The sequence below is a fragment of the Neorhizobium sp. T6_25 genome, assembly GCF_002968555.1.
Classification (GTDB): Bacteria; Pseudomonadota; Alphaproteobacteria; order Rhizobiales; family Rhizobiaceae; genus Neorhizobium.
The window spans coordinates 1-12402 of sequence record NZ_PVBL01000025.1 but is presented as its reverse complement, the minus strand read 5'-3'; the positions used below and the strand labels follow the sequence as shown (position 1 = coordinate 12402).

Genomic DNA, 12402 nt, shown 5'->3' with positions numbered 1-12402 from the left:
CCCAATGCCTGTTCCCCGTCGTCCTCCTTCGTTCAACTAACTCGGCCCGCTTCGGCGGGCTTCTTTTTGAGTGAAGATGACCATGTCGGGACGAGAACGAACTTCCGGCGTTCTGTCGGCCACCAGACCCACAAGCTTGCGGTCGAGACGATGGCGTCGAGCAGCGAGGTCTTCTCGTTCAAGACCGCAGCCCATCGGTATGTGGCCATGCCAGGGTAAGCCGATAGATCGCCATGGCCCCAGCGGTTCGATATCCGGGTCATTCCGCCGAAGCTCGTCCCGCTCGGATAGGGCTTCTCGCTGGCATTCCTCAAGAGACGCTGCGAATGCCAGTGGCTCGTCACGGCCCGGTACGATCTGATACCCGAATACAACCAATTCCATTCCGTCTCCCTCGGAGAATCACCCGCAGAGGTATATCCCTATCCGGTACGAGGAAACCTCGCAAAAATGAGGGGCGGAGAGGATATCGCCATACGGCGCGGGAACGTTCGTGATCAGTCGCAGTTCGGGCAACAGATGCAGTGGCCCTTTCCATCCATCAGCACTTTACCGAGTCCCGCTGCGTTCCAGACTACTCCAGAAATGTCCCTCAACTCGGCCCGCTTCGGCGGGCTTTTTTTGAGGCCAGTGCGGCTCAGTCCGTGGTATTCGCTTAGCCTTGGAACGATGCCGGAAAGGTTGCAAGGGCAGCGACACCGTTGCCACTGCGCGAGCTACGATATCGAGGAGTGGGGATGAAGGTCTTCTTTGATGTGGATGGAGTGCTCATAGATGGATGGCACGCCGATGTGTCCCGCCGGAAACCATGGGATGCCACAATAGAGGCCGACCTTGGTGTGGACCGGCAAGCCTTTCAAACGCTCTTCTTCGGGGCCGCTGGAACAAGAGCCTCGTCGCGAATGGCTGAATGCGTCAAGGGCCGCGCCGATCTGAAATTATCGCTAGCGGAAGTCCTGCCTCAGACTGGCTACAAGGGGAACGTTGACGACTTTGTGCGCTATTGGTTCGAGAAGGACTCGAATGTGCAGACGGAGGTCGTCGCCCTGGCTGCAATCCTGAAGTCGCAGAACCTGCGAACCTTCGTTGCGACAGGGCAGGAACACCACAGGGCACACTATCTCTGGCACGAGCTGAGGTTCTCTGATTACTTCGAACGATTATTTTACAGTGCTGAGATTGGCCTACTGAAGAAAGACACTGGCTTTTTCGAAGCGATAAACCGGGCGCTAGACATACATCCCGAAGAGCGACCGCTATTCTTTGACGATCAGCCGGAAATCGTTGATCTCGCTAAGGGGGCGGGCTGGGATGCGGTGACTTTTAACTCCGTCGAGGACATCAAAAAGCATCCACGGTTGAAGGATCTATTGGGGTAACGTCAGTGCCCGTTTAAGTCCATGAAGGTCTAGTCCAGCTTCCGCTTCATCGCCTCCAGCAGTGCGTCGAGTTCAGCGTTCGATCTTCTTTATCTCGACGGGCACGATCTGCGCGGCCTCGAATATGACGCGCGCAGACATCTTCTTGAGGATGTACTCGACGAGCAGACCGGAGCCATCAGGATTTCGGAAGAGCTGGGCGCCGATCCGAATGATTTTCGCCCCCACGCATGCCGGCTCGGCTTGAAAGGCATCATCGCCAAGCATAGCGAACGGCCATACCGGTCCGGCCGGACGGGCGACTGGCTGAGGATCAAGTGTATACACAGCGATAGCTGCGCGATCATTGCCAATGAGCCGTCAACAGCGCTGCCCGGAGCCATCGGAAGCCTGCTGCTCGGCGCTCGCTACCGGGACGGCTGCCGCTGCTGATGAAGTCGGTTTGAGCATCCGACGTACGCAATACTACATCTCAAAGGGTCGCACCGTCGGGCAGCTTCGGGACAAATGGGAACGTTCCTGAAAGAGAAGGAACATTCTCTTCAGTTGTCGCTTTGGATTGCTAGAGCATCAATAACGGTTCTACCCCTAGCCGAGATGCCCAACTCAAAACAGGCTCGTTCGCAGCGAGCCTTTTTTTATTTGACGAAGCCTGGTCATTGCTGAATCTTCATCCCCTAAGAAACGGCAACGGGGCGTCAACATTGGGCCTATCTAACATTGGCTTCTTTCCTAAGTTCTGGTTCTCGAGCCTGAGTACGGTAGCTGACGTTGGCTGCTCCGCTTGCAGAGAATATTGCGAACGAAGCCGCCGTAAGCGCCCGATTGGCAACGCCTGCCGCGTGAGGTCCTCATGGCCTACGACACGTTTTACTGTCTGGCCCCTTTCCTAGAATAATTGCGAGCACGTCTTCCGCGGCGCCGATCGCGCGGCCCAGACAAGCCAGGAACCATTCTAAGCCAAGGTGTGATGTCGAGATCGCCTTTCTGGGTCGCCTCCAGAATGTCGTAGTACGTTTTGCGTTCGACGCGAATTTGCGCGGACATGCTTGTAGAAGCGCTGAGGACTTCGCTCGGAGCGCGCTAGCGCCAAGTCCGCGATCGCACGTGCGATTCGGCCGCTGCCGTCTTCAAACGGGTGGATCGTGACAAGCCAGAGGTGGGCGAGTGCTGCTTTCACGACGGGATCGAGCGGCGTTTCTTTCTCGAACCATTTAAGAAACCCTGCCATCTCTGCATCGAGCCTCCCCGCACCGGGCGCTTCGAAGTGAACGCGCTCGCGCCCGATCGGGCCTGAGATCACGTGCATAGCGCCAGCGCGCTCGTCCCTCCACGCGCCGACAACGATCCTTGTCATGCCGCTCCGGCCTGTCGGGAAGAGCGCTGCATGCCACGCCAATATCCGATCATCGGTCAAGGGTTTCGCAAAGTTTTGCGTGGCATCAAGCCTCAACTCGATCACACCTTCAACGTCGCGGTCGGTAGGTGCGAGCGCGCCGATGTCGATCCCAAGGCGGCGCGCGATGGATGATCGAACCTGCTCTTTGTCGAGGATTTCACCTTCGATCTCGCTGGATTTGAGAACATCCTGCGTGAGCGTCGCAAGGACCGCCTCAGCTCGCAGATCGAACCCGAGCGCTTCCATGCGCCCGATGAACCGGCCCTGCCGGTGCCTGACCTCGCCGAGCAGCCTCGTAATGCGCGCATCGTCCCAACGGAACTGCGGCCAGTCCTCTCGCTCATGGATATATGTTGACATTCTCCGCCCCTCCTGCGGAGATAGTACTTCATATTCGCCGCGTGACACAGGCTTAATCGCCGCATGTTCTGCGGGGATTAAGCCTGTATTCGCCGCAAACCCCGATATGAGCACTTAAGTTGCTTACCCAAGCGCCGTAACCTCGACCAGCCCTTACCTCCGCTCGTGGGTGAGGCAATAGGCGGGGTCAAATCTTCACTTCGCTTGACAAGAGTTAGCAGCTGCAGTGATTTTCAACCTTTTTCGAGAGGGAAACCGAACCGTCGAAGCACTGAAGGCCGCCGCAGCTAAGCACCGGGCTTTGTCCGATCTTCATCAGATTCAAACTTGAAGCGAAAAACGATCAAGACGGTGCAAGCGTCATCTGCTCCCTAGCCTTTTCTTACGTGTGGGGAGTCCAAATTTGACTCTGGCACGATCTCATGCTCCCATGTCGCTGGGGAGGTAGAGTAGACGTTCCAAGCCGCCAGCAGTTCGTGGGAATATTTGCCGCAGAAATTGCTGCGAATGAGATAAAAGCCAAACCAAAGCTGCAACGCGGCAGCTCCCCAAAAAAACCACACGTCCATATGCGCCTCCGACTTTGCGAGGCCAAACGCCGTTCGTATGCCGCTGTTCCCGGAGCGAGGTGTCCAGAGAAGTTATGCTTAACAGGCCGTAACCAGGCATTGGTACGGTATGCCTATGCGAGCAAGTGGCGGCATGACAATCGAGGCCGAGACTCCGACTAGTGCCCGTCCTCGTGGCGCTCCCAGTTCGTTTCATAGAGGACGGTCGCACGCTGTTCGAGATCGCTAGCTAGGTCACGGTCGCGGCAACATCCGCGTCCAAGAAGGTGTTGACTGCGCGGGCGGCCAAAACGGAATAGACCCCAGGTTAGTGGCTGCCCTTGCGAGCACCTCAGGCAGTAGTAGCGGCCTTCTCCATTAGAGCTCCGGTTATCTCATCACCGGATACCGGCTTACGGACAGGTAGCCCTGCAGCAAATCACAGCCGGCACGCCTAAGCACTCCTGCCTGGTGAGGGTTTTCGACACCTTCCGCCGTCACCGGGATCCCGAGCGCTGTCGCGAGCGCGATCGTGGCATGGAGTATGCCTTCCCCCTGACCCTCCTCGAGCGCCCAGACCAACGAACGATCGACTTTCATCCGGTCAAAGCCGAACTGCCGCAGCGCTCCGATACTCGTGTAACCACAACCAAAATCATCCAGAGCGAACCCAACGCCGATAGCCTTCAACGCGTCCATAGCGCGGCGAGCCTGGTCTGGATTCGACATCAAAACACCCTCGGTGATTTCGAGAGTAAGTCGCCTTGGATCGAAGCCAGTCTCGTTCAAGGTTGAGATGACAAACGGTGCAAAATCAGGGTTGCACATTGAATCGGAGACACGTCGACCGAAAGGCTAAAGCCCGGCCAGGCACGCGCCTCACGAAGGGAAGCCCTGAGTATCGCTGCGCCCAACGCGTCGATAAGGCCCGATTTTTCAGCCAGCGGGATGAAGACTTCGGGGCTGACAGGACCATTTTTGCCGCGCCAACGCGCGAGAGCCTCGACACCCGTGATCCTCCCCATCGTCGCTGAGACCAGCGGCTGGAACACCGGCTGCACCTCTCCCGACGCCAGAGCATCGCGCAGTTCCTTTTCGAGTTCGGCCACGCGTAGACGATCCCGATCCAGTTCCGGAATCGTGGCAGCTACTTGCTTCCAAAAATGGCAGGTCATCGAGCGGTCTGTGGCTCGACGGGTTCACTTCAACAAGGAGTCAACATTCCCATCCGGCTAACATGCGTGCCACTCCGATCTATGTATGAGACACCAGCTCATTATGCCCGCCCCACGGCACTTACATTTGTTATATTTGACAAAACAATTGGATACCTCCTAATGTCCTCAGTCCTAGGACAAAGGACAGACATAATGAAAAGTCAGGATATTGTCGTCCTGCTGAAATTGATCAGCTTGCAGGATCAAGAGCTCGAGAAGGGCTCAGAGCGACTGCGATCGGAATCGATTGGCGGGGATCCCTATGCTGTCCGAAATCTGGAAAATCTCACGGGCATCAGCAAAACAGAAATTGCCCAATCCATCAAGCGAAGCGTAGCATCCGGTATCGCGCGGAAGGACAACGCGAAAAATGAACCACGCCCACACCGACGAAACCTGTTCAACTTCATCATTCACGGTTTGAGGTTCGTGTTCCCCGCAAACCCGGGCTCAATGCAACGCGGCATCCCGACGGCGTTCGCGGCCCCGATGCTCGAAGGATTGCTCGTCAGCGGCGGAAGCTACAACTATGTGTGGCCATCCGCCGAAGGGCGAGAGATGGGGCAATCGGTGGAACCTTTGTTCAAGAGCGTGCCGGAAGCAGCCTTGAAAGACCAGCACCTCTACGAATATCTGGCTCTGGTCGATGCCATCAGACTTGGCAACCAGCGCGAAGTTGGACTGGCAAGCGATCACCTCAAATCAAGGATGCTCGCGAAATGACTGAGATCCGCGAGCAGCTGTTGGAGATGCTGAAGGCCGTCGCTACCGCTCTTGGCGATGACCTCCGCAACCGTCTCGTCTTCGTCGGAGGGTGCACAACGGCGCTGCTCATCACAGACCCGGTGACGCTGGAAGACGTCAGATCGACGGACGATATCGATCTGATCGTCGATCTTGCCGGATTGCATGAATGGGCAATGCTGCTGGAAGACCTGCGCACAAAAGGTTTCGTAGAGCCTGCTGACGATGATGTGATCTGCCGGATGCGCCTCGGCAGGCTCAAGGTCGATTTCATGCCCGATGATGAAGCAGATTGGGGGCGGCGGCCGGCGTCGCTGGTGTTATCGTCATCGTCGGCGGCACAATCGCCTATCACAGCGCATTGCAGCAAATGGAAGAGATCCGGAATATTTTGATCGATCGTTTTCATAGCGGCCAAATGACTGACGAGCAATTCAGGCGCGTCTTCGGCGATCAAGTCGATCCCACTCTCGTCAAAAAATACTGGGAAATGTAAGCTACCATGAAGCGGATAATCATCAGCAAAAAGAGCGCCTATTTATTGTTCATTCCGGCCGGCATCTTTACGTTCACCGCTGCCTGGTTGTACTTCGGACCTTATTCCCTTGGAGCTTTCATTTCTGTGGCCATCATTTTCGTCGTGCTCCGCGTCCTGGTTGCGAAGGTGTTTCAGATAGTCGGATGAAATTGCCCTGTCATCCGGATGAGGTCGCTGACGGCTAGGTGAAGGAAAAGAGAATGCCTGAAGCCCATCGTAGAGCAGATATCGGCTCTGCCCATTCGTGCCACTTCCCACCAACGCCGGCGACCGGCGGCAGCCCGGACGTGTATGTCAACGACCGTCCCTTGATGCGGATCGGGGATGCTTACGTGCCACACGGCTGCCCAGCCTGTCCGCAGCCGGCTCATTCTCGAAAACTAGCTGCCGGCTCTGCGTCGGTCTTCATCAATGGCAAGCCGGCGGGACGCATCAGTGATGCCATCGATTGCGGCGGCCAGGCCCAAACCGGATCCTCCAATGTCTTTATCGGCGACAAGGGTCTCGGCGCCGCCGGCGGCAACGGCGCAAGCGGTGGCACATCCTGCCAAGCCAGCATGGCTGCCCAATCCATGCCGACGGTCAGAGGGTGAGCATGATCGATTCGCAGCCGAAGGCACAGGATCTGTCGAATGCCAGCCAAGCGCTGCTGGCGCGTTTGAGCGACATTGCATCGGAATTGGGGCGGCGCATCTTCGCGGTTATGGACGGTGCGCGGTTCGACAACCTCCCGTCTCTGCTGCGGGAGGCGGACGTTTCACATCGCCCGCTTTATCGCCATGCTGGCGGGGACTACGCGATCGTGGCCGGCGGCCCCTGGTTCGTCGATCCTTCAAGGCCGGCGGTGATGGAATTGGGCGAGGGTGTGGTTACGTCGGACGATGACCAGGTCGGCGATGGAGACCTTTCGGACGAATTGCTGCAGGCGCGGGCGGCAAGGCTATCTGAGATCATGCTGGCCGGCCTTAGTGCCGGAGATCCGTCCGGCTCCGGTATGCTGCCGGTTTCCGATACGCCACGGACCGCTACGGTGATTGCCCGACTTGAAGCGCTCCTGAAGATTGCCGATCGGCGCTCCGCCATCGTGTTCTGGATCGGCGACGAAACGATGACGGAGGAAGGCCTCTTCCGCCATTTGCGCGGCATAGACCGCATCATCATTCCGCGCGGCCCTGCATCTGATGTGTTCGACGGTGACAGGGTCGAGATCGAAGCCGCAGCTGCGCAAGAGGACGCTCCTGAGAGCCCCAATAACCATACGGGCGAGATGGTGGTGTTTCGCCATGCAGATCCCAATGTGATGATGCAGGTCTTTCCGGTTCTCGACGAGGAGCGTGCCTTGCGGCTGTTCGGGCCGGCCGACCAGATTTTCTTCACCCCCGATGCCGTCTGGGGCGGCGGCGTCAAGCGCGGGCGCAGGCCGGCTGGCGGAGGGCTTGTGGGTCGCGGCCCATTAAGTCTAGATCGGGACATGATCGAGATGATCGAGGATGTCCGCATGCAGGCATCCCGCCGCAAGGTGATGGCCTATCTGCGGTGTCGATCCGGGGACGGCGGATCTCTCCGGTCATGAATTGATGGATCGGGTCCTGTCCTATGAGGCGTCGGGCACACGGCTGGGACTTGCTTCGGAGCGGGCGCGTATGGAATGGGCCTATCTGATGTCGATCACGCGTGGCGGCATTCGGGACAGCGGTGAAGCGCGTGACTATTTTCAACTTCAGTCGAAGCACCCGGACGATGCGATCGATGACCTATTGCAGGAGCTTGAACGCACCGTCGGTAATGGCTGGGACGCCATCTGGCACCGGACTGGCTGATGGGGGGCCTTCTCAGACTAATTCTGCTACTGCTGAAGGGGGCGTGCGCCGTCCGACTGTACCGCGTCCACCCGCACCACGCCCGCCCCCGTCGAAACCGCCCGCACAACCCCGGCAGGCACAGCAAAAAGCGGACCAGCAGGGGAATGCCTCGCGGCAGAGAAACAACTGCAGCGGTAATTGCTCGGCTCTCAAGAAACCGGTTCGACGGCATGATCCGTGCAAGACCAAAGGTGGAGATCCGACGAAGCAACGCAATTCAATGATCGATCCCGATCACAAGGATGCCATCAACCGCGATCTTGACGACATCATTGCCGGCAAGGTGCAGAAGGCGGGCGAGACCTGGACCGCCAACGGCCGCACCTACGGCATGCACAACGGATCGCTGCATCCCGTAAGCGGCCCAGGTATCGTCGACCTATCGCGTCCCCAGCACCAGCTTATCCAGCAGCTGAACGGAAACTCGCTGGAAAATGCCAAGAAATTCAGCGAGGCCATGAAGAAGAAGGGTATCCTGGATCAGCAGGCAATCGACACCGTCATGGAGCTTTGGCGCAAATGCAGAAAGTAAGTCTAGTTTACGACGGACCTATGGCGGATATCTACGTCGACGGAGCGCCTGATCTGAAGCGCCTGGAGGCGGGGTTTTGTGAGGCCTTCGGTGTGCCGAGCCCGGCCGTGTTCGACGGTGCGGACGCTGCCACCTCCTTCGTTGACTATCTCGACAAATATTCGGTGGCCGAATGCTGGCTGCTCGAACGCAAAACCTTTGCCACGAAACTGAACATCTACCTCTACGAAGAGGAGGACGTGACCGCAAAATTATCTCGCCTCTCGATCTTTCTCGGGATGTCGGTCGTCGTGGATATCGGTCGGGATATCGGCGACGACAAGGCCATCCTGTTCACGCCGAAGGGCGAAATCTTCTTCGGGTTTCTTGAGCCGGCTGCGGGCATGGATCTCAACGGGGAGGGAGATGTGCGCTTTGTCCCGTCGACTCTTGCTTAACGAGTTGGGGCCAGTCGCTGGAGCGAGTGCCGGGCTGTGAAACAGCACCGAAGGTTGACCCTACCATGTTCTCCATAAGCCGTTGCTTTACCGCGATAAAATGGAGTTCGGGTGGGGTCACGATCGGCGCCGGTGATAACCCCAGCTCGTTGCGAGTTGGCAAAAACAATCAGGCGCTTACCGCATTTTCGAACAGGGTCAACCTTCGGTGCCGTTTCACATCTCATTTCTGAACAACCCTGAAACCGACTAGGCTCATTGATAAAGCAAGGCATAATCCAGGAATTCGGCATGAGGCGCGCGGGCGACGTCCCAACGACGGTGCGACGGCCAGCCCTCAGGGCGCTCGCGGTTCGAGGTGACAGAAAGGATAAGACGCTCTTTCGCCGTTGAGATCGCCACGAAGTAGGCGGATCTCTCGTCGACTGGGTTCCCCCAGAAGGTCTCCGCTTCGACCCCCATTACGACTACCGTGTCGAATAAGATCGCGCATAGCCTCATGGCCCTCGTCGGGAACCCACACTGCCGTGAGCTCGCCGGCCCTCAACAGCCGGGCGAGCGTGACTGCGTCTCGACGGTTCGTCTTCACCCGGTCGCCAGGCTTCCTTGGAATCAATGACGGGGCGACAACCACGCATTCATGGCCAAGGGACTGGATCAGCCGATAGAGGCCATAACCGGTCGGGCCGGCTTCATAGCAGAGATGCACGCAATCAACTTCGCGGCTATTTGCTGAATTATGCGGCGCATACTGGCATCGGATGCATCAACTTCGCCGAAATAGCGTACCTCTCCGTCCCGGCCAGATTCGGCGACAGCGACCGCATTCTTCAGCTTGGCGGCATGGCCGGCGGAACGAGGTGATGCGTATGAAGCGGCGCCTTCGCACCTGCAAGGCGGCCTCGGAAGGCACCGCTTCATGCGAAATAGCGCGTGAGGCGTTTCTCGCCGCAGCGGCAGAGGCTCGTGTGAGAGCCTAGCGAAGTCTAAGCCGGTTGAGATGAGTACGACTTCGGCCGGTGGCTTGGTGTCGGCTTTGGCAGGGCCACAACGGAGCTTATATCGCTGAGCAGCTAGTAGGAGACTTGTGGTTTCACATCCTGCGTGATCACTGACTCGAAACAGCGTCTTGCGAGGAACAATAGGACGTGCTCACGGTTCGCCTTGCCCGATCCTTTGCGATATCTTCCAGGAGGCTGTCTATGTCCCAGACCGTAGGTGATTTCATTGTGTCGCTTGCATGCCTGGGGCGTCAGACGAATGTTCGGTTATCCTGGTGACGGCATCAATGGCGTTTTCGGCGCCCTGAACAGAGCGGACAACGCGATCGAGTTCGTTCAAGCGCGGCACGAGGAAATGGCGGCTTTCATGGCGGCTGCTTACGCGAAGTTTTCCGGCGAACTGGGTGTCTGCATCGCGACGTCCGGACCGGGCGCCAGCCACCTTGTAACCGGCCTTTACGACGCGCGTCTCGATCATCAGCCCGTTCTTGCGATTGTCGGTCAACAGGCGCGAGCCGCCATCGGGGGGCATTATCAGCAGGAAGCCGATCTCGCGGCACTCTTCAAAGATGTGGCGGGAGACTTCGTTCATCAGGCGACGACGCCTTCTCAAGTGCGACACCTGGTTGATCGCGCCATCCGCGTCGCGCTCGCCAACCGCACCGTCACTGCACTCATCCTTCCGAACGACCTACAGGAGATGCCGTATGAGGAGCCGGCGCGTGCGCATGGGACTGTTCACTCCGGCGTTGGATATCGGGCGCCGAAGGTCGTGCCGCATCAAGAAGACATTCAAGCCGCGGCAAATCTCCTGAATGCCGGGGAGCGGGTTGCCATCCTGGTCGGTGCCGGTGCGTTGGACGCCACTGAATCCGTCATTGCAGTCGCCGATCGCCTCGGCGCCGGCGCCGCAAAGGCTTTGCTCGGAAAGGCAGCATTGCCAGATACTTTGCATTGGGTAACCGGATCAATCGGGCTGTTGGGGACTGAGCCATCCTGGGATCTTATGCGCGATTGCGACACGCTGCTGATGATCGGCTCGGGCTTCCCGTACTCTGAGTTCCTGCCGAAAGAAGGTCAGGCACGGGGCGTGCAGATCGATCTAAAACCAGGAATGTTGTCACTGCGTTATCCGATGGAGGTCAATCTGGTCGGAGATGCAGCAGCCACGCTTGACGCGCTTCTCCCCTTGCTCCGTCAAAAAGACAACATTTGGCGGACCAAGATCGAAAACAAGGTCGCTGATTGGTGGAAGCTGCTTGAAGAACGGGCTTACGGGAAGGCCGATCCTGTCAATCCGCAACTGGTCGCGTGGGAACTTTCTACACGATTGCCAGACAACGTCATACTCACAAGCGATTCCGGTTCTTGCGCCAACTGGTATGCCCGCGACATCAAGATGAAGGCAGGCATGATGGGGTCGCTTTCAGGCGGGCTAGCATCGATGGGAGCAGCCGTTCCATACGCCATCGCCGCCAAGTTCGCCCATCCGGATCGGCCGGTTGTTGGCCTGGTTGGAGATGGCGCGATGCAGATGAACAATATGGCCGAGATGATCACCGTGTCGAAATACTGGCACGAATGGAACGATCACCGCTTCATCATCTGCGTCTTCAACAATGAGGATCTCAATCAGGTGACCTGGGAGCAAAGGGTCATGGAGGGTGATCCCAAGTTTGAAGCATCCCAACGCATCCCGGACGTTCCTTACCATCGCTTCGCCGAACTGATCGGCTTGAGAGGGTTGTTCGTCGAGCGGCCGGAAGATCTCGGAGCAGCATGGGACGAGGCTCTCGCTTCAGAGCGACCGGTTATTCTTGAAGTGAAAACAGATCCGGAAATTCCTCCGCTTCCACCGCATTTTACCTTCAAACAGATGAAGAACATGGCCAGCAGCCTCACAAAGGGTGATCCGGAAGGCGGCAAAGTCATTCGCGGTACGCTGCGACAGGTCCTAAGTCCGATCCTTCCAGGCAAGAAGGAATAACAGGCTGGCCGTCTCAACTGCACTCCCTGGTGTCAGTGCGATTCCCGCTGGGCAGGGATCGCAAGGGTGTGCGGAAAAAATCTCTAACTGGATGATGCCAACCGCCTTCACCGTCGCCAAAAGCAGTGCGTCAGCCTGCGGCGACGATGTGGATCGGCGCGAATTGTCGGGATTGTCCTTCAGCGCGCGGGGATCGAGTTTGAGGATCTGCATGTGATTCACTCCTCCCCGGGTTTCGGAACCGGCACATCAGCGGTCACTTCCTGCCTTCAGGTCTTTCCGAAGACATCTTCCGGAGCGCAGGGCGGGCGGGCCCGCGCAACTGCGCCCGAGCGGCCCTGCCGGTCCGGGCGAGCGGGGCGAAGCCGTGCGAGAACGACCGGCAAGGGGGGCGGAGG

General features: G+C 58.1%; 12 protein-coding genes and 4 pseudogenes. 11 read left to right on the top strand and 5 right to left on the bottom strand.

Annotated elements, in window-relative coordinates; genetic code table 11:
• Nucleotides 1-36: 36 nt before the first annotated feature.
• Entirely contained in the window at nucleotides 37-384 is a 348-nt protein-coding gene (locus C5L10_RS33825) for a hypothetical protein (RefSeq protein WP_172717185.1), read from the bottom strand.
• A gap of 353 nt (nucleotides 385-737) precedes the next feature.
• Here C5L10_RS33825 and C5L10_RS25845 point away from each other — a divergent pair, with 353 nt between their 5' ends.
• Together C5L10_RS25845 and C5L10_RS25840 are read left to right on the top strand one after the other, a co-directional pair.
• Nucleotides 738-1379, top strand: coding sequence for an HAD family hydrolase (locus C5L10_RS25845; protein ID WP_105431995.1), 642 nt, complete (start codon nucleotides 738-740; stop codon nucleotides 1377-1379).
• A 48-nt stretch (nucleotides 1380-1427) separates the two neighbouring features.
• A complete protein-coding gene (locus tag C5L10_RS25840) occupies nucleotides 1428-1811 on the top strand; it encodes a hypothetical protein (RefSeq protein WP_371411990.1) in 384 nt (127 codons plus the stop codon).
• A 523-nt stretch (nucleotides 1812-2334) separates the two neighbouring features.
• On the opposite strand, the gene C5L10_RS25835 is transcribed toward C5L10_RS25840, so the two are convergent.
• Both C5L10_RS25835 and C5L10_RS25830 read right to left on the bottom strand, forming a co-directional pair.
• On the bottom strand, nucleotides 2335-3138 hold the full coding sequence (locus tag C5L10_RS25835) for a DUF4172 domain-containing protein (RefSeq protein ID WP_371411989.1): 804 nt from the start codon (nucleotides 3136-3138) through the stop codon (nucleotides 2335-2337).
• Between the two features lie 900 nt (nucleotides 3139-4038).
• Nucleotides 4039-4822 (bottom strand): annotated as a pseudogene (locus tag C5L10_RS25830) (EAL domain-containing protein); the annotation flags it as partial.
• A gap of 234 nt (nucleotides 4823-5056) precedes the next feature.
• Between C5L10_RS25830 and C5L10_RS25825 the strand changes: the two are divergent.
• The 7 genes and pseudogenes from C5L10_RS25825 (at nucleotide 5057) to C5L10_RS25795 (ending at nucleotide 9016) form a co-directional block, all read left to right on the top strand.
• Nucleotides 5057-5626 carry a hypothetical protein gene (locus C5L10_RS25825; protein ID WP_105431994.1) on the top strand — a complete coding sequence of 190 codons (570 nt, stop codon included), beginning with the start codon at nucleotides 5057-5059 and terminating at the stop codon, nucleotides 5624-5626.
• Nucleotides 5623-5941: pseudogene (locus C5L10_RS25820) on the top strand (hypothetical protein); the annotation flags it as partial. The gene C5L10_RS25825 and the pseudogene C5L10_RS25820, both read left to right, overlap by 4 nt.
• A gap of 444 nt (nucleotides 5942-6385) precedes the next feature.
• A complete protein-coding gene (locus C5L10_RS25810; protein ID WP_105431992.1) occupies nucleotides 6386-6778 on the top strand; it encodes a PAAR domain-containing protein in 393 nt (130 codons plus the stop codon).
• Nucleotides 6779-6780: 2 nt separating this feature from the next.
• Nucleotides 6781-7758 (top strand): hypothetical protein, encoded by a 978-nt coding sequence (locus C5L10_RS25805; RefSeq protein WP_105431991.1) that lies wholly within the window; start codon nucleotides 6781-6783, stop codon nucleotides 7756-7758.
• Nucleotides 7759-7828: 70 nt separating this feature from the next.
• Nucleotides 7829-8005, top strand: coding sequence for a hypothetical protein (locus tag C5L10_RS33820; protein WP_172717184.1), 177 nt, complete (start codon nucleotides 7829-7831; stop codon nucleotides 8003-8005).
• A gap of 262 nt (nucleotides 8006-8267) precedes the next feature.
• Nucleotides 8268-8579, top strand: a complete 312-nt coding sequence (locus C5L10_RS25800) for a hypothetical protein (RefSeq protein ID WP_105431990.1) — start codon at nucleotides 8268-8270, stop codon at nucleotides 8577-8579.
• A complete protein-coding gene (locus tag C5L10_RS25795; RefSeq protein ID WP_172717183.1) occupies nucleotides 8567-9016 on the top strand; it encodes a hypothetical protein in 450 nt (149 codons plus the stop codon). Before C5L10_RS25800 ends, C5L10_RS25795 begins: the two co-directional genes overlap by 13 nt.
• A 475-nt stretch (nucleotides 9017-9491) precedes the next feature.
• Here the strand turns inward: C5L10_RS25795 and C5L10_RS25790 are convergent.
• A pseudogene (locus C5L10_RS25790) lies at nucleotides 9492-9937 on the bottom strand (transposase); the annotation flags it as partial.
• On the opposite strand from C5L10_RS25790, the gene C5L10_RS34985 reads away from it, so the two are divergent.
• Nucleotides 9886-9996 (top strand): DUF982 domain-containing protein, encoded by a 111-nt coding sequence (locus C5L10_RS34985; protein WP_172717182.1) that lies wholly within the window; start codon nucleotides 9886-9888, stop codon nucleotides 9994-9996. The pseudogene C5L10_RS25790 and the gene C5L10_RS34985 sit on opposite strands and share 52 nt — an antisense overlap.
• Before the next feature lie 222 nt (nucleotides 9997-10218).
• A pseudogene (locus C5L10_RS25785) lies at nucleotides 10219-12004 on the top strand (thiamine pyrophosphate-requiring protein).
• Here C5L10_RS25785 and C5L10_RS25780 read toward each other — a convergent pair.
• On the bottom strand, nucleotides 11972-12217 hold the full coding sequence (locus C5L10_RS25780) for a hypothetical protein (RefSeq protein ID WP_105431988.1): 246 nt from the start codon (nucleotides 12215-12217) through the stop codon (nucleotides 11972-11974). The pseudogene C5L10_RS25785 and the gene C5L10_RS25780 sit on opposite strands and share 33 nt — an antisense overlap.
• Nucleotides 12218-12402 lie beyond the last annotated feature (185 nt).